Source organism: Streptomyces sp. NPDC006259 (genome assembly GCF_042870975.1).
GTDB lineage: Bacteria > Actinomycetota > Actinomycetes > Streptomycetales > Streptomycetaceae > Streptomyces.
Window position 1 is genome coordinate 195,175 of sequence record NZ_JBIAHY010000011.1, and the last position, 24,550, is coordinate 219,724.

Below are 24,550 nucleotides of genomic sequence, written 5' to 3' on the forward strand. Positions count from 1 at the left end.
CGGAGGCGCCCACATGCCCACCACCCCCACCCCGGGGACCGCTGCGGCCACCCTGCCCACCGCCGATCCTGCCGGGCCGACCGGCCCGTGGCGGGTGAACGTCGACGTCCGCCACGGCACGGTCACCTCCCTCCCCGGCCTGCCGCCGGGACGGCTGATCGCCGACCTCCTCGACGACGACGTGCCCACCGCCGTCATCGACCTCGACCGCTCCACCGGCACCAGCACCAGCACCGCGCTGCTGGAGACGGCCGTGCGCCACCACCCCGGCCGGCTGTGGGCCGGCGGCCGACTGGCCCCGCGCGACCCGGCCGTCCGCCGCATCCTGGACGCCGGCGCCGCCGGTGTCCTGCTCGGCTCCACCGGCCTGCTCCCCGACGGACGCCTCGACCCGCACGCCTGGCCGGATTTCACCACCCTCGCCGACGCCGGACAACTGATGCTGTCCCTCGACGCCGTGGACGGGCGGATCGTCACCGACGGCTTCACCCGCACCACCAGCGTGGCGCTCACCGACGCCCTGGACGCCCTCCTTGACGCCACCGGCGGCGCCCAGCCCGTCCTGATCACCGACGCCCGCGCGGCAACCCACCGCACCCCGCCCCCCTGGCAGGTCCTCGACCGCCTCGCGGGCCGCCACCCGTGTGCCCCCCTGTGGTACGCCGGCGGCCTGTCCGGGTGGGCCGACCTGACGCGCCTGTGGCATACCGGCTGGGGCGCCGTCGTCGGCCGCGCCTACCTCACCGCTCCCTGTGGCCTGCCCGACGCCGAAGGCCGCCTTCACCGCACCCCGCCCACGGAGAACCCGACATGACACAGCCCGCCCCCGCGCCCGCCCCGGCGCCCGACGGTGACCCGTGGTGGATCAGCAACTACCGCGGCACCGGCTACCTGGAGCGCTACAGCAGCCACGACGGCGCCACCACCCGACGCGACGTCGCCTTCCTCACCGCCCGCCTCGCCCTGCAGACCGATCACACGATCCTCGACCTGTGCTGCGCCTTCGCCCGGCACACGGCAGAGCTGACCCGCCGCGGCTACACCCACACCACCGGCGTCGACCTGTCCCAGGACCTCCTCGACCACGCCGCCGCCACCGCCGCCGCGGACGGGGAGCGGATCAACCTGCTGAACGCCGACGTCCGCGACCTTCCCCTGGACGACGGCTGCGCCGACGCCGTGCTGCTCCTGTTCAACTCCTTCGGCTTCTTCGACACCACCGACGAGGACCTCGGCGTCCTGCGCGAAGCCTTCCGTGTCCTGTGCCCCGGCGGCCGCATGGCCATGGACCACTTCACCCCGCACCCCGACACCACCGGCATGGGCACCCGCACTGTCCGCGGCGACCATGCCGAAACCACCCAGCACGTCACCTGGGACCCCGTCACGCGCAGACTCAACCGGCACACCACCACCGCCTACGACGACGGCACCACCGGCACCAGCCACAGCTCGGTCCGCCTCTACACCCCCGCCGAGCTGACCGAGCTGCTGCACGCGGCCGGCTTCGTCGTCGACGAGCAGTTCGGCGGCTACGACGCCCGCCCCCTCACCGCCGACAGCAGCCGCCACCTCGTCACCGCACACCGCCCCTGACCCGGCCGCACGCCCGGGTCGGCCGGGCGGCGCCGGAAAACAAGGCCGGGCCCGGCCGCGTTCAGCGGCCGGGCCCGGCGTCGTTTCCGGGAGGGAGCGTGTTCAGGCCAGGCGGACCGGGAGTCCGTACCGCTTGGCGAGCTCGGCCTTGATCTCCCCGACCGGGACGGTGCGCTCCATGCGCGGCGAGTACAGCAGCGAGCTGACGATCGCCGCCGACGCGCCCGCTTCGGTGAACGCCGCCGCCGCGTGCTCGGCGGAACCGGCGCCGCCGGAGGCGATCACCGGCAGGTTGACCACCTCGGCGATCTTGCGGGTGATCTCCAGGTCGTAGCCCTCGTGCGTGCCGTCCTGGTCGATGGAGTTGACGCAGATCTCGCCCGCGCCGAGCTCCTCGCCCTGGCGCGCCCACGCGATGGCGTCCATGCCGGTGGCCTGCCGGGCACCGTCGATGAACACCTCGTACCCGCTGGGAATCTCGGCCGTGACCGGGACGCGCTTGACCTGCATGGACTGCACGATGCACTGGCGGCCGAACTCGGCCGAGCCCTCGGTGATGATCGAGGGATTGCGCACCGCCATCGAGTCCAGACTGATCTTCTCCGCGCCGGCGGCCAGCACCGCGTGCATGTCCTCCAGCGACCGGATGCCACCGCCCACTGTCAACGGCACGAACACCGTCTCGGCGACCTTGCGGATCGTGGCCAGGTCCGCCTGGCGGCGCTGGGCGCTCGCAAGGATGTCGTAGAAGATGATCTCGTCGATGCCGTCCGCGTACACCGACGCGGCGACCTCGGCGGCGTCGCCGACGTCGATGTTGTCCTCGAAGCGGCGGGCCTTGGTGACCCTGCCGTCGATGATGTCGAAGCAGGCGATCAGCCGGGTGGTCAGCCCCGTCGTGATGGTCAGGCCGGGCACAGCTCCTCCTGCGGGGTCTTGGCGAACCGCTCGAGGAGATCCAGCCCCAGCGGGCCGGACTTCTCGGTGTGGAACTGCGTGGCCATGATGTTGCCGCGCGCGACGGCAGAGGTGAACGGCAGGCCGTACTCCGTGGTGGCCGCGATGTTCCCGGCGTCCGCGGGGTCGGCGTAGTAGCTGTTCACGAAGTAGAAGTGGCCCGCTTCCGGCAGGCCGGCCAGGAAGGGATGGGCCGAGGTGCGGTGTACCTGGTTCCAGCCCATCTGCGGCACCCGTACGTCGGCGCCGTCGAAGGCCCGTACGGTCCCGGGCAACCAACCCAGGCAGGTCGCGTTCTGTTCCTCGCTGGTCTCGAAGAGGACCTGCAGGCCCACGCAGATGCCCAGGAACGGGGTGCGGCCTTCGATTACCCGGGTATGAAGCGCCTCGGGCCATCCGGCTTCGGACAGGTAGGTCATCGTGGTTCCGGCTGATCCGACACCCGGGAGGATGATCCGGTCGATGCCGTCCAAGTCCGATGGCGAGGTGAGCAGACGGTTCGGCACACCGAGGAAGTTCAACGCGTGAACCACGCTCTGGCTGTTTCCGGTGCGGTAGTCGATCACGCCGACCACGGGTCGGTCGTCCTGCATGAACGCCTCAATCTAAGGGCCGCCGAGGGCGCCCCGGTTGAAGTAGCTGGCCGCCGTCACATACAGACGGCAATGGTCACTATGAGTCTATCGGTGACGACTAGGCGATGCCGGGGTCTCTGCGAGTCAGCGTGGTTGAACTCTTAGCCTCCACCTTCCCAAGCCGCCCCGTCTCGAGGCCTTGAGCTGACGGTGCTGCTCTGGTAGAAATCGGCGGCGCTGGTCGAGCGGTTCGGTTTCCGAGTAGGTAGCGGCTGCTTGCGTATGTTCGCCCTACGTCTGGCCCCGTGAAAGTGTCCCCACGGGCCGGATCCGGATGCGGGGGCTGAGCAGCCCTTCCGGCAGCCAGGTCTGTCCGGGCATGAGGCCGATCGACGTTCCGCCCCGGACGAAGGTCCGCGCGATTCGGCGGCTGTCCTCTTGGCTGAGGATCGGTAGCGCGTTGATGTCCAGACGGTTCGGGGGCAGTGGCCACAGTTTCAGCACCAGCCCGGCCTCGTCGGCGGGATGGCCGATTTCCATGACGGGATGGCTGAGCAGCTGGAATTGCGCCATCCTCCCATCGGGCAGGCCGAATCCGAGGTTCGTCGCCTGGCCCGGTCCCCCAGCCGTATGGGGGTGGTGGATGCGCGGGAGCAGGAATTGCTCGTCGGGGGCGCGGGATTCCTCGGTGGCGCTCGGGTCGATGATGCCCAGCCACAGTGACAAGTCGGCGGGCAGATCGCCGGTGGTGCGCAGCCCGGGAAGCCAGTCGTCCGGGAACTCCCATGCTGAGCGGTCACGCTGAGGCGGTTCGGAGCGCTCAGCGTCGGGGTGGCTGGCCAGCAGCAGTGTCTTGACGGCCCAGCGGACGAAGGCGCGTACGGCGGGGCCGTCAATGGGCTTTAGGTCGTCGAGCGTGGCGCGGACGGGGATCTTGGCGGGTTGTTCGAAGGCGGTGTTCAGCCACCCGTTGCAGTCCCGGCCCCCTGCCGGCTCTTCCCCTTTGCCGCAGACCGGGAGCATCAGGCGGGCTAGATGGTCCCGTTCCACGACGCCGCTGGCGTATGCGACCGGCTCGCCGTTGACTTCGGTCGTGAAGGGGCCTTGTCCGTTGTGGCGCTTGAGGAACCAGGACGGCAGCACGTGTTCTCGGCGGCCTCGCACGGCAACGCCGCAGAACAGGCAGTGCAGTTCGCTCATGGCCTGGAGCGTACGCTCGGAGTCCTAGTGGGCGCGGTGCAATTGTTCTCGCGGCTCGCCTGCCGGCGTCGTGCTCAGCTCCCTGGGCTACCCAGCCGCCGTCGAGGCGTGGTCGGGCATCCAGCACTGTCTGCGCCGGCCGGAGGACCGGGCGGTGCTCGCCCTCGCGCCCCCCCCGCCATGCGGCCGCCTTGTCCAAGCGCCGCCTTCACGACACCGTCGCCGCCGCCGGCCGCACCCGGCTCCACCTCGCCGAGCTCTCCCTCGCCTGCCAACACGCCGAACGGCTGACCGATCTTGCGGAGAAGATGTTCTCCGCCCACCCGCAGGCCGGGAAAGACCGGTAGATCTGGTGGTGGGGGGCCCTCTCCTCGCCGCCCGCCTGTTCGCTGAGATCGGCGACACCCCCGACCGCTTCCCCACCGGCCGCCATCTGCGCGCCTACGCCGGGCCCCCATCACCTGGTCCTCCGACAGCAGCCACACGGTCGTTCACCGCAGGGTGTGCAACCGGGTGCTGAAGGCCGCCGTCCACCAGTGGGCGTTCGGCACGCTGACCCGCTGCCCCGGTTGCCGCGCCCTGTGCCACGCGCGCCGCGAACGCGGTGACGGCTACACGGCCGCGCTGTGCCACGTAGGCAACCGGCTGCTCAGCAGCCTGCACCACTGCGTCCGGACTGGTCGGCCCTACCAGGAACACATCATGTTCCCCGGTGCCCGGGACGGGGTGATGGGAGGCCAGGACGAACACCTGTACGTCACCTTTGGGCGTGAGCCCTGAAGCGGGAGCGGTGCCTGGCCGTCCTTCACCCCGTCCCCTCCCATCCTGTCCCGGCCGGGCCGGTGGACGGGCAGCCGGAACAACGCCTGAAACGAATCCCTGGGCCCTTGAGCCCTTACGCGGGAACGGCGCCGGCTGTCTTCCCATCGGCCCGGCTGGGGGATCTTGCTGGGGTAAGCGGGGGCCCGCGTGCCTGTGCAACGCCGGTTCCACTTCGCTGCTCGACGCCACTCGGTAGGATGGGCCGCGGCAGACTCTGCTGCCCCTGCCTGCATGTCGCGGCCCGGACCTGCGTGTGCGCTCGGCGGAAAGCCGCGAATCGCGACGTCAGTTGATCAAAGCTTTCTTGCGTCTGTCGGCGCGCCGGTCCGGGGAGTCGCGCTGCGGATTGGATTGACGTGGCAACCGAACGCGATGTTGCACGACTGCGGCAGAAGTACACGGGTGAGTCCCGCGCCGTGGCTCTGGAGTGGTATCGGAACAATGGTCTGCAGCAGGGACTGGTCCCCAATGCTGCGGACTGGGTGCAGGAACTCCTGGAGGCGGGAGTCCTGCGGGCGCTGATGCGCCCCGTGCTTCGCACCGACGAGCCGGCTTCCACCGGCACGCTTGCGGGTGTCGCGGCCGCGTCGCCGTCGGCAGGCGGCCTGACGCTGTACGTGCGCGAGTCCGATGTGCCGCTGGTACTGGCCCGGCTCCTCCCCGTCCAGGTGGGACCGGATCTGTCGGGCGTCCCGTGGCTGCGCGCGTGGGCGAGTGCGGATCAGGACCTCCGGCTCGGGCTAATCGGCCGGAGTGCGCACATCACCGTACGGGTCCAGCACACTTCGGGAACGGGCCGTACGGCGCGGGCCTGGGCAGGCCGGGCAAGCGAGGAGGACCTGGAACGTGCCGCGGCGTCGGCCGGTGCGGCGGGCGGCCGGCCAGTGTGGGACGAGCCCCTCCCCCAGCGGGTGGAAGGCGGTCCGCTGGAACTGCTGAGCCGGCCGTTCGCACCTGGTGAGGCCGCGCGGTGGAGCCGGGCGTTGCGCCGGGCCGGCTGTTTCTGGAGCGGGTGCCCGACTGGCGCTCCCGCCCGCCCGCGGCCGAGGAACTCGAGGGGCCCAGCCCCGCGCGCCTCCAGCCGCGCGCCGTCGGACCGGCCGGCACGTCGGGCGGCGGCGTGGTGGCGGTGACCTCGGCCGACGGCCGCGGCGGGTACGGGTGCACGACGACCGCAGTGGTTCTGGCCGGGGCACTCGCGCGGTCCGGCAACCGGGTCCTGGTGCTCGGCGACGAGGAGCCGTCCAACGTCCTGCGGATGTTCGGCCACCAGCCACCGCCCACCTTCACCGGCCGCGGCCGGTTGAACCTCGGGATCCTTCCGGACGATCCCGCCGAGGCGTGGGAGATGATCTCCCAAGCCCGCCAGTGGGAGTACGACGTCGTCGTCCTCAACCCGGGCTTCCAGCGCCGGCACCTGGCCGACGGCAGCGATCTGATCCTCGCGATGATGACCGACCGCCCCCAGGGCAGCGGCGGCTCAGCGCTGTGGACGTACACAGAGGTGATCGACCGGCGCCCGCAGCAGGTGCAGATGTGGCAGTGGCTGGACGAACAACTCGCTGGTCACCCGTCACAGGAGTCGAGTCCGCTCGAGACGTTGATGACCTTCCTCGACCTCATGTTCGGCGTGTATGTGGCCGCGCGTTCCGAGGACGGGGAAGCGTCCGTGTACGACGCGTCCGACCCGGAGGAGGTCGAGGAGTGGTGGGGCGACTTCCACAACGTCCTGCACTGGGGCTCCCCCGATCTCGACGACACCGAGGACAACGAGGAAGGTCCCGGCGGTGCGCCGGCGGGCGATGCCGCGTCGAAGGCCGGCGTCGACCTCGATGTCTGGCGGGCCGACTTCATCCGGTTCCTGGATCACCAGGGCCGGGCCCGGCATCCGGAGTACTGGCCCCAGGCCGCGGCCGGCTGGGCGGAGCATCATCGTCAGCGCCAACGCGAGGGTCTGGCTCCTGGGGACATGAGCGAGGACGAATAGTGGGTTGTCCTCAAGGAGTTCTTCGCGAACGTGGAGGAGCGGGCCGTCGAGAGGTGGGGGCTGAGTCTGTGGGAGGAACATCGAGCCCGGTGGGCCGCGGCGGTGATCAGGGACGAGGACCTGTTCGCGCCCTTTGAGGGTCTCGTAGAGTACAACCAGCTCCCCTGGCAGGGAGCGGACATTGCCCAGGACCTGGCGGACGAGGTCGGTGGGCTGCCTCCGGCGCCGGTGCTCGGTGTCCTCGGCCGCAGCCGCCATGCCATCGACGCCGGCCAGCTCAACGAGACGGCGGCAGCCATCACCCAGCACGGTCTGTCGGGGCTCATGGTCCTGCCCGAACTCCACGAGTGGGGGACTTTGTGGGGCAATCCGGCCGGCCTGGCGTCGCCGTCACCGCGGGCGGCCGCCGCCTCACTGGCCCTGGCGCGCTCCGTGACCGAACAACTGCCGCAGCGCCCGAAGAAAGACGGGCGTGAACTCGACGTCACAGCATGTCCGTTGGGTGCGCGAAGCGAACTTTCCTCCGCAAGAGGCCCTCGCCCTACGCCAGCAGGTGACCGTACGGCACGGCGCGATCCGGTCCTACGTCATCGACCACGGTGTCAGTGAAGCGTTGGCCCGAGCCCAGCTCCTCGACCTGGTGGAGGAGGCGGCTGTCCACGGTGAGGTCTGCACCAAGCCCGGTGAGGAGCTGATGCGGCTGGCGCTCCCCCGCCGTATCGGCCCGTACCACGTCATGATCGACTCGCGGACGCTCCACCTGTTCGCCTACAGCAACCACAACGGCGCGCCGACCTGGATGGAGGCCCGTACCCAGGCCGATCGGGCAATGGCGGCCGCCGCAGAACTGAAGAAGGAACAGCAGGCGGCCAAGCAGAGGCGCAAGGGAGTGAAGACTCCGTGCCTGACCAAGTCGGGGGATCCGGCCGTCCGTCCCGAAAGCGGGACCGGGCTGCGGGTGTGGCGCCAGCTGCGGCAGGTCGACGTGGCGGCGATGGTGTGCAACACGGCCGTCCGTGACTGCGTGTACTTCGCCACGGTGCCCGATGACGAGCGGCTGGCCGCGATCCGCGGCCAGCTGGAGTACGTGCTGGAGCGGGTATCGGAACACCAGGTCTCCGCACGCCCGGACGGCTTCACCGTCATGCACGGCCCCATCGCCTGGCATGTCCGCCGTGACGGCCGGCTCCTGGAGCAGATCACCCTGCGAGGCGACTGCGCCGAGGAACGCTTCGCCCCTCCACCCCAACCCCAGCCGTGAGATTCGGGTCGCGGCCAACACGTCAGTACGGCACGAGTCGGCTGCGCCCAGACGCCAGCCGGATGCGAGGCATCCCCGTCCCTGGTTGCTCGCACGGCAGCCCGCCGTCGGCGAAGGGTTCGTCAACCGCATGCCGGTAGCTCCAGGTCGGTGGCGGGAGCAGTGGGCCAGGTGGGGTGGTGAGGGTCGGAGAGGTCCCAGCCGCGCCATCGTTCGTCGAGGAGTTCGCCGGTGTCGGTGTCGACGACGCCGGCGGGTACGAGGACGAGCCGTGGCGGACGAGTGCGGTGCTGTCGTTCGTCCAGCCACTGCCGGTAGTGGGTGCGTTCGCGCTGGTGGCGCTGTGTGCGGGACAGGCTCCGTCCGCTGGTGCCGCGTTCGTGGGCACTGGTGTCCAGGACGTCCTCGTCGCGGCGCAGTCCGTCGGGCCCGGCGAGGGTGCGGGCGAGGTAGTACGTGCCGTCGCGTTCTACGGCCAGGCCGTCGTCGACGAGGCGGCGCAGCCGGCGCTGGACTGTGCTGCGGTGCAGTCCGGTGGCGGTCTGCAGGGCGCGGTTGTCGTGGCCGTCGAGCGGGTCGAGGCAGGCGAGGATGCGGGCGCCCGAGAGGCCGTGGCCGTAGTGGTGGAAGGCGTCGTGGTTCATCACCAAGCCGATCGCCCGGGTGTCGGTGGTGCGCGCGGTTGGGACAGTTCCTGCCCCCCGATACCCCGGAGTTGGCGACCGTCCTACTCCCGCCGCACTCGTCTCTGCCGCCACAGGGGTGCGGAGGCGGTCGGGGATCTTCAGCCTCCATACGGAGCCGTGCTTCTTGCCCGACCCGCTCTTGACCAGCTCCAGCCAGTGCTTGTCGACCAGACGCCGGTTGCTCGCCTCCACCGTCGCCCGCGCGCAGCCCATCTCCTCGGCCAACTGCCGCACGGACGCCCCGTGCTCCAAGCCGCCGGCCCGCTCACACAGCCCCAGCCGCGCCACCAGGTTCTTGAGGTCGCTGCGGTGCAGCCCGTTGTCCCGGAGGTCAGCCGTGGACCAGGACTGGTCCTCGACGACTTGGCGCACCTGCTCGATCGCCACGATCGCGTCCTGCCGGCACGCGATGACCGGTCCGTCCGACACCAGCCGGCGGGCCTTGTCGAGCATCGCGGCGAGCTTCGCCTCGATGTAGTCCGTGCCCTTGCGCTCGCGCAGCTTCCGCGCCCAGGTCCCGCCCGCCGTCGGGGTGTAGAGCAGGGCCTCGTAGAAGTCGGCCGGTGTCCAGGGCCGGTGGGGCTGCGCGCATGCGACCGCCAGCGCCATGGTGATCCGGAAACCGGTGTCGGAGTCGTTGGTTCCGCCGTAGCGGTCGGTGACGTCGCCCTCCAGCAGCAGCCGTCGCATCCGCTCCGACAGCCCGCGCCGCTCCCACACCGGCACCATGCGACGACGGCCTCGAACGGGCGGTCGCTCGGGTACGGGGATCGCCATCACGCGCTCACCCGCTCCCGGATCACGCTGGCCGACCGCGCGCCCGTAGTGCCGACGGCCGTCCCGGCCCGCTCGTCACCCGGCAGCCGCTGGGCCGCCAGCCCGGGCAACACGAGCGACCAGTCGGTGAGTTCGGCTCGGCCCGGGCCGAGCGAGAGCAGAGTGCGCAGCTCGGCGAGGAGTTCGCTCAGCCACCGTTCCGCGACCCGGGCGCGGGCTTCTTCCCCTGCTGCACGGGCGGCTTCGCGGGACTCCACCGTGTTCGGCTGGGTCTGCTTGCGCCGCAGTGCCGCGGCCGCCATCCGGGCGGCCTGCTCGGCTTCGTCCTGCTGCCCGAGCCGGACGATCGCCGCCCGGCGCCGCCGGTCCCGCAGCTTCTCCATCAGCCGGCCGCCGCTCCACCACAGCGCCGCCTCGTCCACGCCCTGTTCCCGCAGCTGGACGAGCCGCTCCTCCAGCACGGCCCGGGTCGCGCGCTCACACTCCTGCCACAACTCCCGAGTCCCCGGCACGTCGTTCGGCTCGAACCGCAGCGCGAGTGCGAACGCGACCGCGTCCTGCACGGCCGCCTCGATCCCGCGCCGCTCCGCGCACCCCGGGCACAATCCGGACGCCTCCGGCAGCCCGCAGTCCGTACACGGCGCCGCCGCTCGCGCCCGCTCCGCATCGGCGACCCGCTGCCGCTTGATCTCGTACGACGCCTCCCGCACGGCCTGCTCAGACACTGCCCGCTCGTGTGCCACGGCCTTGCGGACCATCTCCTCGCGCACGGCCTCCTGCAGCCGCCGCTCGACCTCCCGGCCCACCTCGCCCTGCGGCACAACCAGGCGGCCAGACAGCCGGTCCTCGATGACCTGGTCCGCCACCGCCCGCCGCAGCCCGCGCTTGTCGCCGATCAGCACCTGGCAGCTCTCGCACGCCCCCCGAGTGTCGAGACGGATGCCCTCGTCACACAGCGTCGACCAGCAACCGGGCCGCTGCGGCAACCCGACCTTCAGCAGCCAGGCCACCAAGTCCCGCACCGGCCCGCCCTGGTCACGCAGCCGGCGCTCCAGCCGCTCGGCCAGCACCCGCTGCGCCAGCTGAGGATCCACGACCCCTCGCAGCCGCCCGACCTCGCCCCGCACAGCGGTAGCCAGGTGCGTCCGCGTGCTGGACCGGCCCACCCGCACCCACAACGCTGCTACGGGCTCAAGTGCCTCGCCCAAGTCCTCCGGCACCGATGCCCGACCACGGAACACCCCGCGGCTGCCGCGAGCCTTCTCCCCGTCCGAACAGTGCTGACTTCGCTTTTCCCCGCGCAGCGGGCCACCGGCAGACCCGCCGGCTGCAGTCGTCGACGAACCCGGAGCCTCCTCGCGTGCACGCACGCGTCCCGGCAGATCACCTCCGCCCCCGACGGCAGAGCCGGAAAACCCACAATCATCCGCACTCTCATCACCAACATCAGCCACCCCAGCGTGCTCAGCGTGAAGGGACGTGGCAGCGGGGCGCCCCGAAAACTCCGGCGCAACGCCGGCTCCACCCTCATCTACAAGCCGCTGACCTGTACATTCGATGCTCTCGGCAGAGTCAAGATCTCCGAGTGCAGTATCGGGGCGCCCCCCCAACACGTCCTCGAACGACTCCTGCCGCCACCCGTCCCCCTCCAGAAGCGGGCCCTCGCTCTCCCCTCCTGCGTCAAGGTCGGCGCAACCAGCGCACGAGGCGGCACTCGCCGCAGGCGGTACGTCCCGAGCCGGCCGCGGGTCCGGGAGGAACGACGTCGGGCCCTTTCCTTTCCCCGAGACGGCGGCGACGGCCGGAACCACCAGGAGCCGCTTGCCCCGCTTGCCCGAACGCACAGGTGTCTCGATGACATCCCACTGCCGAAGCCGGCCCAGGACCTTGGCCGCCCCGGAGACCGAACCGCCCAACAGCTTCGCCAACGTTGCCGCGCCCCTCCCCCGGCCAGCAGCCACTGTCCCGCCGACCAGAGGAACCGTGCCGTCCTCGCGGCACTGCAGCACCAGCAGCAGCAAAGCCAGACGGTCCGTCGCCGCGCCCTTCTCCCGACGCTTCGCCAGCAGACCCGGTTCCGTTTCGCTGTTCGCCCAGCCCGGAGCGAACAAGGCCTCGATCAGATGCAGCAGCACCGCGAACTCGCGCTTGGACAGCGCCAGCGGAGCACCGTACGAACCGCGCGCCTCCCGCAACGGAGCCACACGGCACACCACGCCCTCGACCCGGCCGCTCGCCGCGGTGACAACCTCCGTTTCCACCGCCTTCGCCGCCACCAACGCCGGAAAGACGTCGTGGTCGACGCTCGACTCGGTGACCCCCAGCCAACGGCCCAGCTCCCGGGCCGTCGTGCGCGCTTCACAGGTGCGGTGATTCGACTTCGCCATCAGGACCAGCGCGGCCAGGATCTGCGCGTGCGTGAGCCCCGCCAGCCGCTCGTCAGCCATCAGGGCCCGGACTGCGGCGTACAACCGAGGCCGCATCGTCTTCCCGAGACACAGTGGGTGACTACGCCGGCCACTGTGGAAGGGTCCTGTTTCATCGGGGACGGCGCTTGAGGAGGGGTGGGAGGCCGACCAATGAGTATGAGACTCAGAAGGTGGCGATTTAGTCGTTTTGGGCTGATGGCTCCTGCCTGTTTTAGGCATGACCGAGCCAGCCCTCGTCCGGGTAGCTATGATCTGCTCCAGTCGAGGAGGTAAAAGGACGTCCGTCATCGCCACCCGGCCCGCTAGGGCGTAGCAGGACAGCCGGGCATGCGACGTATTCAGCTAGAGATGTCGGTTGTGCTTCACCTCCTCGACAACAGCAGTGGCCCGGGACCGCAGATCCCGGGCCGACCTGCGTCTGGCCCATGCGAGCCGACGCGTGGAGTGCGGCAGCACGCGAACGTGCTCGCAGTCAGTGGAAGCTCTATGCCGCGCCGGCCGCTGACGGCACCTGTTCCTCGCTGAGTGACGTCCGGGCCTCGGCCGCCCAGCGGCCGAGCGGGAGGTAGGAGTGGGGAGTTCCTTCCTCAGAGAGCTTGAGAACCTCGATTACGAGGGAGCTTGGAGACTCAGTGAGGACTGCGCCAGCCGGGTGGACGAGCAAACCAGTGAACTGGTCGACGGAGTCCAACTCCACTCGGGACTGCTCGATCGCGAGGTGCTCCCAAAGGCGCAGTCGCTGACGGGTATTGCGTGCGATGTTCTCGCCCGGCCAGCTGATGCGGCGGAGGGCGTCGAACGTACGGAGAGGCAGGACGTCGTTCTCCGTCAGGATCTGCGTAAGAAGCACCTTGCGGTCCCGTGCCTCGTAGGCGACCTTGGCCGGGACGTTGGCCAACGCGGCCAGGGTGGCCAGCTTCATCAGGCGTCCTTTCACATGAGCATCTTAGGGAGCACCCTAGCGCTTTTGACCTCGGAAATTTCCTGTCAGGAGCGATTGGGCGTGTCGAGTGTCCTCTGTCTTTGACTACAACGACGTCAGAAGCCCTCTGTAACTGCGCCTTTGCCCGAAATGCCACACAAGGTCGGGTTGGGTCGCGCGATCCGAGGCGGGCTGGACTTTCCTGACAGGAATCGGCCGTGCTGCCGTGCCACCGGGCGTTGCTGCCCGCATCAACGCGCTACGGCGCACAGCCGTGCGTACAGGCGAACATTCAGCGTTGCAGGTTGCGTTGCAGGTTGCGTTGCAAGGAGCGTTGCAAGCTACGTTGCACTGCTGGCGGCGTTCCATTGGAGCAGGAAGGCGAGGCGGCATTGGGCATGAGTGAGGGCCCCACCCGCCGTCTCGGGGTGGGGCCCTCACTCATGCCCAGCTGGCTGAAGGCCGCCGTCGGTTAGCGGCGGGTTGGCGGAGGTACTAGGCCCTCCGCCTCCAACTGGTCGAGGTATCGCTCAAGGACAGCCGAGAAGAGGTAGATGACTTGCCCGCGCTTGGAGGCTGCGGTCAACTCCATGTCCAAGGTGCTGGAGACGTCCCAGACCGGCTTGCTGACAAGGTAGTTGGAGGGCTTACCCTGCTCGGTGTAGGCGCCTCGCTCGGTCAGCCACTCACGGATGAGCACGAGCTGGGCCTTCACGGTCTTGGGGCACACCGTGAGCATCGCTGCATTCACGTAGTGGCCTTGGGCGAGACGACGGTTGCCGGAGGACCGCTTGTCGGCCTCCAGGCGCTTGGCCAGTCTGTCCTTAACGTCGGGTACGAGACGGAAACCCCAGCTTGCCCAGGTATTCGAGTTAAGGCGGTTATCCACGAAGCTGGCTTGGAGCGCCTTCTGAGCGACTAGGTCATTTGACGGAACTTCGCCGTCTGTACTGCCTGTCTCAGCCGTTGCTTGAGGTTCGGTTTCGTCCTCAGGCGTGGCTGCGACGGGCACGCGCTGCGCCGGTGCCGGCTCGGCGGCCCCGCTCGGCGCCTCTGGCTCAGTGAGGACAGAAGCGTCAGACGGGATCAGCGGCTGCGCAGCGGAGGCAAGTGACGCCAGGGACTGCACTGCTTCGCCGGCGCGGCCTGTTGAGTCGCGAACCGGCTCGGGCGCGTCGGAGGGGCGTGCGCCTTGACCAGCAGTGCCCTTGGGGCCACCGGCGGGACGAGATTCCGCTGCAGGGTGTTCAGAGACCTGCGGTCCAGCCGGAGATGGCGTGGCATCAGGGGCTGGCGCTTGGGGTCGCGGTGAGAGCGATTCTGCGGCGGCGGTTGAATCAGACGTCGACACGCCAGCCGGTACGTCGCTCTGGGAGCCAACGCGAGCCATCGGTAGGACCGTCGCGGGCGATGTATCGGTGGGGGGGCTCGAAAGGTCCGGAGGAGGCGCACTCCCCTGGTCATTCTGAGCTCCAGCGGTGATCTGCTTCAGAAGATCGGCCGTAGAGTCTGGGCCCGCGTTGATGTGGCTGCCACTGATGGCATCCGCCATTGACGCGCGAAGGACATCGCTCTGTACCGCCGAGCCTGCGCGCCGGCGCGTGCCGCGCCTCCGGGGCTGGTTCGATCCGCCGGATCCTGCCTCGGCCTTTGTGGTGTCGTCGCTTGCCATCAGGTGCCTGCCTGCTTGATCCGGTCAACTACTTCCACGGCGAGTTCGACGTACTGCCGACTGGGGGGCTGGTTCGGTTGAAGGATTACTACGGGACATCCGTCGTCGAAAGCAGATGAGATGAGCGTGTTTCGACGGATCTGAGACTCGAAGGCCATGAGGCCAAGATCCCTGAGGCGGTCCTCCACCCGCTCGTCTTCCGACGTGCGCTTGGATGGAGGGTTGGCCTTGTTCAGGACAGTTCCCAGGAACTGCGGGTGCGCACGGTTCTCAGTACGCTGCGGGGTGGCTTCGGTGAGTCCCTTCACCACTGCTACCCCTGGCACAGTCGCATACAGAGGCTCGCTGACCGCGATGACGAAGTCGGCGGCCGCAAGTGCCGCGGCAGCGAGTGCGCTGACGCTTGGCGGCGTGTCCAGGAGAATGATGTCGTACTTGTCTTCGATCTCCGCGAGTACCTCGCGAAGGATCAGGGTGGCTTCGAAGTCGCCGCTGGCGATCTTGCGTTCAGCATCCACCGTGGTGCTCTGCACACCGCCCAGGAGGTCAAGGCAGCCGACGTTCTCAAAGTCAGTGAGTAGCTCATCGCGGCTGTAGATCATGGGGCCCAAGGGGAGGCTCATGTCGTTGAAGCGAGCGTAGAGCGCGAAGCCGATGGAGCGGGCAGGCTGAGGCACGATGCCATAGGAGACACCTGCCTGTGCCTGCGGATCCAGGTCGATTACCAGGACGCGGAACCCGTTGAGCGCAAAGGCGCCACCCAGATTGACGGTTGTAGTTGTCTTGCCGGGCCCTCCCTTCTGGCTGGCCACAGCAATCTTCAGAGCCACAACAGTTCCGTCCTCTCAACTGATCCTGTCAGGAGTTGCCTGCCTGGCGCCTGAAGGTCCCATGGAGAGATGTGGGCACCGCGCATTCAGTACAGAACTGGACATCTTGGTGCACATGTACCTGGTGCCAGTCAACTCCGTGACCCGGAAATTTTCCTGACAGGCTAGCAGGGGAACACCAGGTACCTCTAAGGACACGCGAGTACCAGCGATTGGCGCGTTTTGGCTTGGTTCGAGTCGTGGTAGCAGTGGTCTGACAGTGAAGGAGCTAGGCCATCTGGTGGCGAGTTCGGATGACCGTGCTTTGAGTCGAGCGCGGCGGCTGGCAGGGCAATGTGCCTGCCTGTATGGGTTGTGAGGCGAGTTTGGTCAACCGGTTGTCTACCCAGACCGCCGGACGCCCGCTCTTGGTGTCGGACGCGCTAAAGCGTGAAGCGATCAACGAAGGTGCCACGTAGCGTTGTTTGGTAGTCGCGCAGAGCGAGCGTCTGTCGCGTGGGTTCGGCGGGGCGGTCGCGGCGTCTTCCGGCGAGCTGCGAAGGCGGCCCTCGTTCCGGTGCCGCAAGGATCTGTACGAAGGCGCGCTCGTTCGTTCAGAGCGGTGAACGAAGTTTGTTTTATCCTGGCGCAGGCCGCACTAGGGCGGGCTCGGTTCGGGAATCGCAAGCCCTAGGCGTACAGACGCCAAGCGAAAGTTGCGCGACTTGCAACGCGGTCACCTCAGATCACCTGGCCGAGCCTCGATCGTGACCTCGTATATGGGTAACAGAGTCATATATAGCGCTTGTCCATGTCGAACTGAGTGCCCGGCCTCGACGCGTGCACAAGCAGTCTCCTAGTACACGTCATGCCTTCGTTCGGCCGCGCGCACGTTAGACGTTTGCAGCCCTCGGGCGTTCGCCCGTAAACCTGCTCCACCATGCGAGAACGCGTCGCTCGTGGAGACGTCAGCGCGAGCAACCCATAGGCACGATGTCTAATCCGAACCTAGGCATCAGCATTTGCTCGCGATTGGTCTGTAGGTACAGAAGTGCTACCCCTTGGTCAATGCGACGTTCGTGCGTCAAGATGAAGCACTCAGTCGCGGTGCAGTAGGTTCCAAGCTATGCACGTCTAGCTTGCCGAATGACTATTGTTTAGCCGTTTGGACTACTCGAACGCACCGGCGCACACAGCGTGCCCCGAGGATGCCAAGTTCAGGGCGCTCGCCAAGGAGCGCAGTGTTTGGTAGTGACAAACAGTCGCACGTTCAATCTGGAACTCATTCTGAAGCGCATATTGCCGCCGTATCTGCCGTGCATCTTGCATCGCATTCCAAAGAGCATTCTGCGTTGCATATTGCAGTGCATGCTGACGCGCATTCAGGCATGCATGTTGCTGTGCATGTTGGCGTTCAACTCAACATGCATGTTCTCGAACATCTTGCCATGCGTTAACTCATGCAACCTGGCGTACATGTTCAAGTGCAAGTTCAAGTGCATGTCAACGTTCATGTTGCGTTGCGGCTTGCCACACATACAGTGTGCGCTTGTGAAAATCGCAGGTCATACCCGTGAGTGAATGCTCGGCTGGCCAGTGGCGCCGACACGAGTCCGGTGATCCAGCCGGTCTGCCCGCTCTCCAAGAGTCAGCTGCTCGCCAAAGCCGCTAAGGTCGAACGGAGTGAGTCGGGTGGCTACCTCGACGAGGCCGGAAGCCCTGTAGACGGGGTCGGCCTCCAGCTGTTGGACGAGGCGGGGCTCCAGCTCGGCTGTCAGCTTTGGCCAGGTCGGCCTCGCTGACGCCGAGGATGTCGGTGGCCTCTTGGAGCCCGGCCAGGGCGGAGCGGCTGGCGCAGGAAGCTGCTTCGGGCACCGGTCGACTCGTCCATGACCTTGGTGTGGATGAGAGTGTCGTACCACCTATCGGGGCCGCCCCCCCCGTAGGCGGATCCCGCTCGCAGCGGACTCGCACACGAGCAAGCGAGCGCGAGCCAGAGACCGGAGCTGGCTACCACGGTCGCGGCGGCCGGCACTTGTTGTCCGAGGAGCACCATCAGAGCGGATGCGTTCACCAAGCCTGCCGTGACTCCGGCTTCCATCCCCGGTCGGCGCCCACCGGTCAGCCGGGCCGCAACCGTGGCCACGAGGGTGCACACCCCTAGGAGGAAAGGGGTATGGAGCACGGCGGTGGCCAACACGCCCCACCAGGGAACCGTGGTCCACCCTGCGAGGTAGCCCGTAAGCGCGACTGTCGTGCCCAGGGCCGCCATCACGTTTCCGGACGAGCCGGATTCCGGTTCGGCGGTCGGTGCGCACAGCACCCACAGGCCCAACCCTGCCGCTGCGGCCAGTCCCGCTGTTGCCCACCCGGGCATCTCAGTGAACAGTGACAGCTGCGCCCACAGCGAGGCCGCACCGGCCATCGCCGCCCGTCCCGCGCTGCCTCGAGCGGCCGACAACCGCGTTGGTGCGGGGGATGTACGCGCAGGCCGCTGCCCAACCGCAGTCGACCGGGTCAGCCGGGATGGGGGAGTGGAGTATGTACCAGGCCCTGCGGTGTTAGTGCGGCGGGTCGCTGTCTGTGTCGGCGCCGCCCACAGCGGTGTCCCCGTCGCGTCTGCGGGCGCTGGCGGGGTGGGAGTGGCAACGGCGGTCAGGCGCCGCTCGGCTTACACGGCATCGGGGCGGCCGGCTGGATGGGCGCACAGCAGGTCCAGTACGAGGGCCTCCACGGCCACGGGTACGTCGGGGCGCACCGCTCGCACCGGCAGTGGCTGCGCCCCGTTCGGCCGGGGAAGAACCGGGCCGAACGGCGGTCGGCCGGTGAGGAGTTCGTACAGTACGCACCCCAGCGAGTACAGGTCGCACTGGACGTCCCCGGCCTCTCCCCGCAGCCGTTCGGGCGCCATATAGGCGGGGGTGCCCATCACCGTGCCGGGAAGGGTGACCGTTTCACTGCCGGCGTTCGTCTGTGCGATTCCGAAGTCGATGAGCGTGACCGTGCCATGCGGCGAGAGCATCACGTTCGATGGCTTGACGTCCCGGTGCACGACGCCGGCGGCGTGCGCGTCCCGCAGGCCGCCGCACATCTGTCGGCCCCATGCGATCACGTCTGCCACGGTCGGAAGACCGTGCGCCAGGACTGCCTGCACTGGTAAGCCATCGAGCAGTTCCATCACCAGGAAGCCGATGCGGCCGCCGCCGGTGATGTCCTCCCCAACATCGTGCACGCTGACCACATGCGGGCTGCGCAGCCGTCCTACGGCCAAGGCTTCGCGCTCGAACCGGACACGGGCGGCCTCCGGCGCTGCAGACAGATCGACCACCTTGATGGCGACCTCGCGCCCCAGCCGCACGTCGAAGGCCCGGTGGACCACACCCATGCCGCCGGCCCCGAGGACTTCACGCAGCTCATACCGGCCGACCAGCCGTGCTCCCCTGACCACCGCATCCACCTTTCCGGCTACAGCAGACCGCAGCCCGTTCGGCGCGATGACACAGCCCGGGCCCGATGCATGCCGCGGCAGCTCCCGGTCTACCTGCGGGCGCCCAACTGCACGGCGCCCGCAGGTAGACCGGATGACTGTCTCCGTCGGACTAATGTTGCATATTGGTACAGATAGTGCTGTAGACGCAGGAGGTTGCGAGGTAGAGCAGCCGGCGAGAGTCGCGCCACCGATCGAGGAGGTCGTGCGTGTCAGGGGCAGCGCAGTCGCGGTCGCCAGCTGTATTGACAGTCCTTCGCTGCTGCGGGCCCACCTCATTCCTCGGCCGACGCTGACCACCCGCTGGCGGTTCCGTTGGGGCCGGGGCTCACGCGCGGTGGTTCAGAGTCAAGTTGATCGGGGCCTCGAGCAGGCCGAAACGGGCCAGGCTTGCTCTCACCGCCTCGCGGTGTCGCAGCAACCTACGCGACCCCAGGGGCGGGGCCCGGAACGAATGGGTAACCAGCGTGGCTCGTCAATTGGTTCGATGACGTTCGCACCGCCTCTGCCGATCCGCGGCTGTCGTTGGACAGAACGCATACACCTGAGGGCAGTTACCGCGGGCTGTCGTTGCCTCCGCTCTGGACGCCAACCTCTTGAACATGGATTCTCGCGGCCACACGCGTCTGCGTCACCTGGTCGGTCGGGCCTTCACCCAGCGTCGGGTCGAGCAGTTGCGTGCCCCGATCCGGGCCACCCTCACACGCGGGAAAGGGTGCCCGAGTCCATATTATGGGCACCCTTTGAGCGCTGCTTTGCCTCAGCTTGAAGACGCGCTGCGCTCGCCCGTCGTCAAAGGGACGCTCGACAGGAGCGGCAACTTCCGACCTACGGACATCGGCCAGACCATGTCCAAGGAGAACAGGCGAGTGGGCGGCTCCAACAAGCTCATGACGTCCAGGAGGGCACCGAGGGCGCGCGGGTTGGAGGCTCCTGTCTCAACGCAGCGGTCGACATAGCGAGCGAGCATCCTCTCCATGGGGGTGGGTGGGGTGTCGGAAGCGCCGGGGTAGAGGGCGTCCTGGCCGACTGCCAGGTCCCACGCCGCGCCGACGGGACGTGCTGCGGCGCGCTGCATGCGCCGTGCAGTGCCCGAGGCGGTGATGGGGTGAAGGCGCAGTACGTCGCGGACGGCGAGCGCGCACTGGGCGGCGACGGACAGACCATGGCCATAGACGGGGTTGTAGCCGGCGATGGCGTCGCCGAGCGCGAGGAAGCCGTCGGGCCAGCGGTTCATCTTCTCGTAGTAGCGGCGGGTGTTGGCCGTGCTGCGGGAGGTTTTGACGTCGCCGATCGGCTCGGCGTTCGCTAGTAGTTCCCCGATGACGGGGTCGCCTAGACCGAGGGCGAAGTCGATGAAGGCGTCGTTGTCGGCGGTGGGCTCGCCGCCGCGGGTACCGCAGAGGGTGACTATCCAGCGGTCGCCCTCGATCGGCAGAATGATGCCGCCCTGGCCGGGCGGGGTAGCGGGGTTGGCCTGAACGTTGACGAGCGGGAACCCGATGCTGGCGGTGCTGCCGGGCGCCTTGTAGAGGCGGGTGGCGTAGGCAACGCCTGCGTTGACCTCGCGTGTTTCGACCTTGGGAAGGCCCAGGGTCTGGAGCCACTGAGGCGCGCTGGTGCCGCGGCCGGAGGCGTCGACGACCAGGTCGGCGTTGAGGACTTCTTTGATGTCGCCGGTGTGCACGCGGACGCCGGTGACGGTCGTCGACGAACCTTCTAGGCCGAGTGCGGTGGTGTTCTCGCGGAGCTGGATGCGCGAATCCTTCAGGACTCGTGCGCTCAGGACGTGGTCGAGGAGGGGGCGGGAGCACACTAGGTTGCGGTGCGGGACATTCTCAAAGCGCCGGAACCACACCTCGTTGGGGGCGCGCGAGACCATGTCGCCCATGATGCGGACGAGGCGCGCGCCGCGGGCGACGGTCTCGTCGATGACGCCGGGCAGCAGTGCCTCGAAAGCCTTTACTCCTCCCGTCCAGACGAGGTGGGCGTGATGGCCCTGGGGTATGCCTCGGCGAGGCTGAGGGCCGTCGGGCAGAGCGTCTCGCTCAAGGATGGTGACGTCGGCGCACTCGGCGAGGGCCGCCGCGGCTAGGAGGCCGGAGGCGCTGGCGCCGATGACGATTGCGGTGGGCCGGCCGGTGGTGGGTGTGTCAGACATGGACGGTCACGCTCTCTGTGCTGGTCGTCCGCTGGCGTATGCGGTCGAGGAGACGGGGCGGTGCAGGGCCTCGCCAATGGCGTCCAGGTGGTCAGTGACCTCGGGGCCGATCAGCGGAGGCTGGCCGTGTGGGGTGAAGGATGCTCCAGCGGTGTATGCCTTGACGGCCTTTTGGATGGCGACGGCGCCGGCCAGACCGCGGGCCCGGTCCTCGCTGTGCTTGGCGACGGCTTCCTCGTAGTGCTGCTGGTAGGCGACGTGGTCGAAGAAGGGGGCGAGGACGCGCAAGGCGTCGTGGATGCGCTGCTCTCGTTGCATCAGCTTCAAGCCCAGCGGCGTGAAAAGACCGAAACGGGCGCTGGCCGCCGAAGCATTGGTGACTTGGACGGTCCGCCATAGTGTGCGGAGACGCCGGTAGTCGTGCCCGTTGCGGATGCGGGTCTGAAGGGCGGGGCCAGCCTGCGGAATGATGAAGCCGAGCGCGACGAGAACGGCTTCAAGAAGCGCAAACGGTGGCGCCACTTTGGTGCTGAGTACGTCGAGGTTGTGCCCGCCCCAGCGGGCACTGACCGCACCCAGTTTGGCGATGTCGAAAACCAAACCCAGGGCGTATCCGATCTGAAGGCAGACGACGCCGCTCTTGATCCAACCTTTAGTGATTCTGGGGTACCACCTCCACAACATGCTCGCGGACACCAGAGAAGACACGGCATGTGCAAGCACGTACAGCAGGATGTGCTCCCGCATCCACGGGGTGCTGGCGTAGTAGGTATCGAGGTCGTAGATTCGTGCCTCAGGGACATCGGCGAGGAGAAACGTCACCCACAGCGCAACGATGATCCCGGCGTATATCCAGTAGATGGCGGTCATGCGCCGGCGACGCCGGTCAGAGGGCGGTTCCCTCCATCGCATGATCATGGTTAGGCCGGTCGCGCAAAATGCGGTGAGGAAGCTGTACGCCCAGGGAGCGGCGAGGTTCGGGATGCCGGTCCATACGTTCAGCCGGTGGATGTTAATCGGCGTGATGACGACGATGACGGCCGCAGCCCACAGCAGCAGGAGGGCAGTCGCGCGGACGTCGGGGTCGCGGTGGCCAGCGCGCCACAGCATCGGGCCTCGTAACGCGAGGGCACTGAAAAGGGCGACAGTGGGGACTATGTAAGGAATGTGGAGGTCCATCAGAGGACGTGCCCGCTTCGGTGCGACAGCGACAGAGCGAGACGGCCCTCGACGGTGGCGGCGTTGGCGCGGGGCTGTGCATGCCGTCCGTCCACCCAGGTACGGACCTCGCGGCCGAGCCACAGCCCGAAGGTCTCGGCGTTGACCTCATCATTGTGCGTGGATTCGGAACGGGCTGCGACGGCGAGCAGTGCATTGAGCGGGACATGCTCTGACTCGAGGACCAGTTCCGCTGCACGTTGAACGGCTTCGCCTGATGCGTCAGGGGCGGCCGCGCGAGCGGCAGCGCCCAGGCCCGGCATCGCGTGACTGCAGTGGTTGAACTCCTCGTGGTACAGCTCGTGCCCAAGGATGACCAATTGCGCCTGAGGGGCCATACCAGCGGCGATCACGATCACACTCCGGTCATCCAGTACCAAGCGCAATCCTGAGACCGGCACTTCCGGTGGGAACTCCCTGAAAACCAGGTCAACCGGTTTGTTCTTGCGCTCGCTCATTGCGCGGCAGAACTCGGTCATAACGACCTCCGCAGGGGCCGGCATCTGGATCCGCTCAGCCACGTCCTGTCCCAGCTCGGCCAACAGCGCCTTCATGGTCTTGCCGCTCATCGGTCCGGGCCCCCGTGCTTCGGCGGGATGACTGACTTGAACACGCCCTCAAGGAGAGCAGCCAACTGCTCCTTGCTGGCGATGCCAGAGGCGCTGCCGTGCACTCGCATGTCGCTGCCCAGCACTCCGTACCTCTCCATGAGGGCCTCGAGCGGGTCTCGCTCCGGGGGCTCGTACCGCAGAAGAATGCGCTGGAGAGCCCGGTTTAGAGCGTCGGCGGCCGGGCTGGTGAAGTACGTCTCCTGACCGTCCAATTCGAAGTAAACGGCCAGCTCATGCAGTGTTTTTGAGTTGGGTACCTTCTCCCCGCGGATAATGCTGCGGGCCCACGGGCGAGACAGATGCAGGGCCGCCTGGACCTCCCTGGTGAGCTGCGTCTCCGACTTGTTGGCATCAGCCCGATGGCGTGCGACGAAGGCTCTGATGCGGCTCAGAACCCGGTCGTTGAAGTCCAACTCCGGTACGCACTCGCCATGGAGAAGGGCGGTGACCGTGTCCTCAGGCAGAGAGGTAAGGCCGGCCAGCATGTGGGAATTTAGGACGGTTTGCCTGTCTAGGTTCTGCGCCTCGATCTGCGCATCCAGGCGCCTCAAGGTTTCGGAGACGGGGGTGTCCACCTATGCGCTCCCGCGGGTTGTCGATCGACTTGTCCCGCACTCTACGCGGGCCACCCAAGAAGGGAAACGATCGTTGCCTGATAGGGAAACGATCGTTGACACGGAACGTTAGCGGGGGGCAAGATCCTGCTGCGCACACGGCCCCTCCGGGCAAGTGGCGTGCGGCAAGGTGGAGTTGAAGTGGAACCTGACGCTCGGGTAACCCATGAGTCTCCCGGACGGTTCCGGGGGAGGGTGCGCAAGTCCGTGGACAGCCAACACCGAATGGTGCCTGGCGATCTCACATGCCGAGTAGTCCGCTGGGCTCCCTTCGCAGGCCACTCCGGCCGCCGATCTACCAGCGCGCTACACGCCCACGACAGCCGGGCTGCGCTCACCCGAGCTTCCGACCGGGGCATTGATGACCGCCATCCGTCTTGAACGGCTTCAGCAGCGGTCGACCACCAGGTTGCGCACAGAGCCACACGTTTGAAGGGAGACGGAATGCCTATGGACGTTCAACTAGCCACCCTGGAAGAAGCCGAAGAGGGCTTGGTCACCAAAGTACAGGCCATGAGGCTCCAACGGTTACTCAAGGGCCGCCGCGACCACCTACTCCTGAGCCAGGAAGCAGTCGGAGCGCGACTGGACATCAGCCCTCGGTCCTACGGCAACTGGGACGGAGCAAGGGGCAAAGAGTGGGCGGACGGAAGGCCGCGCCCAAACCAGCGGACCGCGGTTTCCCGCATCCTCAACGAGCCTTCCGCGCCCCTTGCCCACGACGTTGGCGCCGGCAAGACGCTCGGGACGTCCATGTGTGCCATGG

General features: G+C 67.9%; 21 protein-coding genes and 1 pseudogene. 9 read left to right on the forward strand and 13 right to left on the reverse strand.

The genetic code is table 11. From position 1 onward, the window contains the following. The first annotated feature begins 13 nt into the window (after nucleotides 1–13). A complete protein-coding gene (locus tag ACFYO5_RS35190) occupies nucleotides 14–814 on the forward strand; it encodes a HisA/HisF-related TIM barrel protein (protein ID WP_388716991.1) in 801 nt (266 codons plus the stop codon). Further along, the gene (locus tag ACFYO5_RS35195; protein ID WP_388716994.1) at nucleotides 811–1,596 is read left to right on the forward strand and encodes a class I SAM-dependent methyltransferase; all 786 of its coding nucleotides are present in this window, start codon (nucleotides 811–813) and stop codon (nucleotides 1,594–1,596) included. The genes ACFYO5_RS35190 and ACFYO5_RS35195 overlap by 4 nt, the downstream gene beginning before the upstream one ends. A 102-nt stretch (nucleotides 1,597–1,698) precedes the next feature. Here ACFYO5_RS35195 and hisF read toward each other — a convergent pair whose 3' ends face one another. The 3 genes from hisF to ACFYO5_RS35210 form a co-directional block, all read right to left on the reverse strand. Further along, nucleotides 1,699–2,514, reverse strand: coding sequence for an imidazole glycerol phosphate synthase subunit HisF (hisF, locus tag ACFYO5_RS35200; RefSeq protein WP_388716997.1), 816 nt, complete (start codon nucleotides 2,512–2,514; stop codon nucleotides 1,699–1,701). Next, nucleotides 2,502–3,146, reverse strand: a complete 645-nt coding sequence (gene hisH, locus ACFYO5_RS35205) for an imidazole glycerol phosphate synthase subunit HisH (protein WP_388717000.1) — start codon at nucleotides 3,144–3,146, stop codon at nucleotides 2,502–2,504. The genes hisF and hisH overlap by 13 nt, the downstream gene beginning before the upstream one ends. Before the next feature lie 273 nt (nucleotides 3,147–3,419). Further along, nucleotides 3,420–4,328, reverse strand: a complete 909-nt coding sequence (locus ACFYO5_RS35210; protein ID WP_388717004.1) for a hypothetical protein — start codon at nucleotides 4,326–4,328, stop codon at nucleotides 3,420–3,422. A gap of 191 nt (nucleotides 4,329–4,519) precedes the next feature. Here ACFYO5_RS35210 and ACFYO5_RS35215 point away from each other — a divergent pair, with 191 nt between their 5' ends. The 5 genes from ACFYO5_RS35215 (at nucleotide 4,520) to ACFYO5_RS35235 (ending at nucleotide 8,398) form a co-directional block, all read left to right on the forward strand. Beyond that, on the forward strand, nucleotides 4,520–4,675 hold the full coding sequence (locus ACFYO5_RS35215) for a hypothetical protein (protein WP_388717007.1): 156 nt from the start codon (nucleotides 4,520–4,522) through the stop codon (nucleotides 4,673–4,675). An 8-nt stretch (nucleotides 4,676–4,683) separates the two neighbouring features. Next, complete coding sequence (locus tag ACFYO5_RS35220) at nucleotides 4,684–4,848, forward strand: transposase (RefSeq protein WP_388717010.1); 165 nt, start codon at nucleotides 4,684–4,686, stop codon at nucleotides 4,846–4,848. After that, complete coding sequence (locus ACFYO5_RS35225) at nucleotides 4,842–5,108, forward strand: hypothetical protein (protein ID WP_388717013.1); 267 nt, start codon at nucleotides 4,842–4,844, stop codon at nucleotides 5,106–5,108. The genes ACFYO5_RS35220 and ACFYO5_RS35225 overlap by 7 nt, the downstream gene beginning before the upstream one ends. Nucleotides 5,109–6,120: 1,012 nt before the next feature. Then, nucleotides 6,121–7,137 (forward strand): cellulose synthase operon protein YhjQ/BcsQ, encoded by a 1,017-nt coding sequence (locus ACFYO5_RS35230; protein ID WP_388717016.1) that lies wholly within the window; start codon nucleotides 6,121–6,123, stop codon nucleotides 7,135–7,137. A 502-nt stretch (nucleotides 7,138–7,639) separates the two neighbouring features. Continuing rightward, nucleotides 7,640–8,398, forward strand: coding sequence for a hypothetical protein (locus ACFYO5_RS35235; RefSeq protein WP_388717019.1), 759 nt, complete (start codon nucleotides 7,640–7,642; stop codon nucleotides 8,396–8,398). A 122-nt stretch (nucleotides 8,399–8,520) separates the two neighbouring features. Here ACFYO5_RS35235 and ACFYO5_RS35240 read toward each other — a convergent pair whose 3' ends face one another. From ACFYO5_RS35240 to ACFYO5_RS35260, 5 genes are all read right to left on the reverse strand, one after another. Then, on the reverse strand, nucleotides 8,521–9,861 hold the full coding sequence (locus tag ACFYO5_RS35240; RefSeq protein WP_388717022.1) for a helix-turn-helix domain-containing protein: 1,341 nt from the start codon (nucleotides 9,859–9,861) through the stop codon (nucleotides 8,521–8,523). Further along, a complete protein-coding gene (locus tag ACFYO5_RS35245; RefSeq protein ID WP_388717025.1) occupies nucleotides 9,861–12,308 on the reverse strand; it encodes a hypothetical protein in 2,448 nt (815 codons plus the stop codon). The genes ACFYO5_RS35240 and ACFYO5_RS35245 overlap by 1 nt, the downstream gene beginning before the upstream one ends. A 466-nt stretch (nucleotides 12,309–12,774) precedes the next feature. Continuing rightward, the gene (locus ACFYO5_RS35250; protein WP_388717028.1) at nucleotides 12,775–13,212 is read right to left on the reverse strand and encodes a hypothetical protein; all 438 of its coding nucleotides are present in this window, start codon (nucleotides 13,210–13,212) and stop codon (nucleotides 12,775–12,777) included. A 472-nt stretch (nucleotides 13,213–13,684) separates the two neighbouring features. Beyond that, the gene (locus ACFYO5_RS35255) at nucleotides 13,685–14,224 is read right to left on the reverse strand and encodes a hypothetical protein (RefSeq protein WP_388717031.1); all 540 of its coding nucleotides are present in this window, start codon (nucleotides 14,222–14,224) and stop codon (nucleotides 13,685–13,687) included. Between the two features lie 659 nt (nucleotides 14,225–14,883). Continuing rightward, a complete protein-coding gene (locus ACFYO5_RS35260; RefSeq protein ID WP_388717034.1) occupies nucleotides 14,884–15,714 on the reverse strand; it encodes a ParA family protein in 831 nt (276 codons plus the stop codon). Between the two features lie 1,220 nt (nucleotides 15,715–16,934). Between ACFYO5_RS35260 and ACFYO5_RS35265 the strand changes: the two genes are divergently transcribed. After that, nucleotides 16,935–17,150, forward strand: coding sequence for a hypothetical protein (locus ACFYO5_RS35265; RefSeq protein ID WP_388717037.1), 216 nt, complete (start codon nucleotides 16,935–16,937; stop codon nucleotides 17,148–17,150). Between the two features lie 1,214 nt (nucleotides 17,151–18,364). On the opposite strand, the gene ACFYO5_RS35270 is transcribed toward ACFYO5_RS35265, so the two are convergent. Beyond that, entirely contained in the window at nucleotides 18,365–19,150 is a 786-nt protein-coding gene (locus tag ACFYO5_RS35270; RefSeq protein ID WP_388717040.1) for a serine/threonine-protein kinase, read from the reverse strand. Between the two features lie 492 nt (nucleotides 19,151–19,642). Between ACFYO5_RS35270 and ACFYO5_RS35275 the strand changes: the two are divergent. Continuing rightward, a pseudogene (locus ACFYO5_RS35275) lies at nucleotides 19,643–19,878 on the forward strand (cytochrome P450); the annotation flags it as partial. Nucleotides 19,879–19,940: 62 nt separating this feature from the next. Here ACFYO5_RS35275 and ACFYO5_RS35280 read toward each other — a convergent pair. The 4 genes from ACFYO5_RS35280 to ACFYO5_RS35295 all read right to left on the reverse strand — a co-directional run bounded on the left by ACFYO5_RS35280 (nucleotide 19,941) and on the right by ACFYO5_RS35295 (nucleotide 23,745). Further along, nucleotides 19,941–21,341, reverse strand: a complete 1,401-nt coding sequence (locus ACFYO5_RS35280) for an NAD(P)/FAD-dependent oxidoreductase (RefSeq protein ID WP_388717043.1) — start codon at nucleotides 21,339–21,341, stop codon at nucleotides 19,941–19,943. Between the two features lie 6 nt (nucleotides 21,342–21,347). After that, nucleotides 21,348–22,451, reverse strand: coding sequence for a DUF6545 domain-containing protein (locus tag ACFYO5_RS35285; RefSeq protein ID WP_388717046.1), 1,104 nt, complete (start codon nucleotides 22,449–22,451; stop codon nucleotides 21,348–21,350). A 68-nt stretch (nucleotides 22,452–22,519) separates the two neighbouring features. Beyond that, nucleotides 22,520–23,128 carry a toxin gene (locus tag ACFYO5_RS35290; RefSeq protein ID WP_388717049.1) on the reverse strand — a complete coding sequence of 203 codons (609 nt, stop codon included), beginning with the start codon at nucleotides 23,126–23,128 and terminating at the stop codon, nucleotides 22,520–22,522. Next, nucleotides 23,125–23,745, reverse strand: a complete 621-nt coding sequence (locus ACFYO5_RS35295; protein WP_388717052.1) for a hypothetical protein — start codon at nucleotides 23,743–23,745, stop codon at nucleotides 23,125–23,127. Before ACFYO5_RS35295 ends, ACFYO5_RS35290 begins: the two co-directional genes overlap by 4 nt. Nucleotides 23,746–24,550 lie beyond the last annotated feature (805 nt).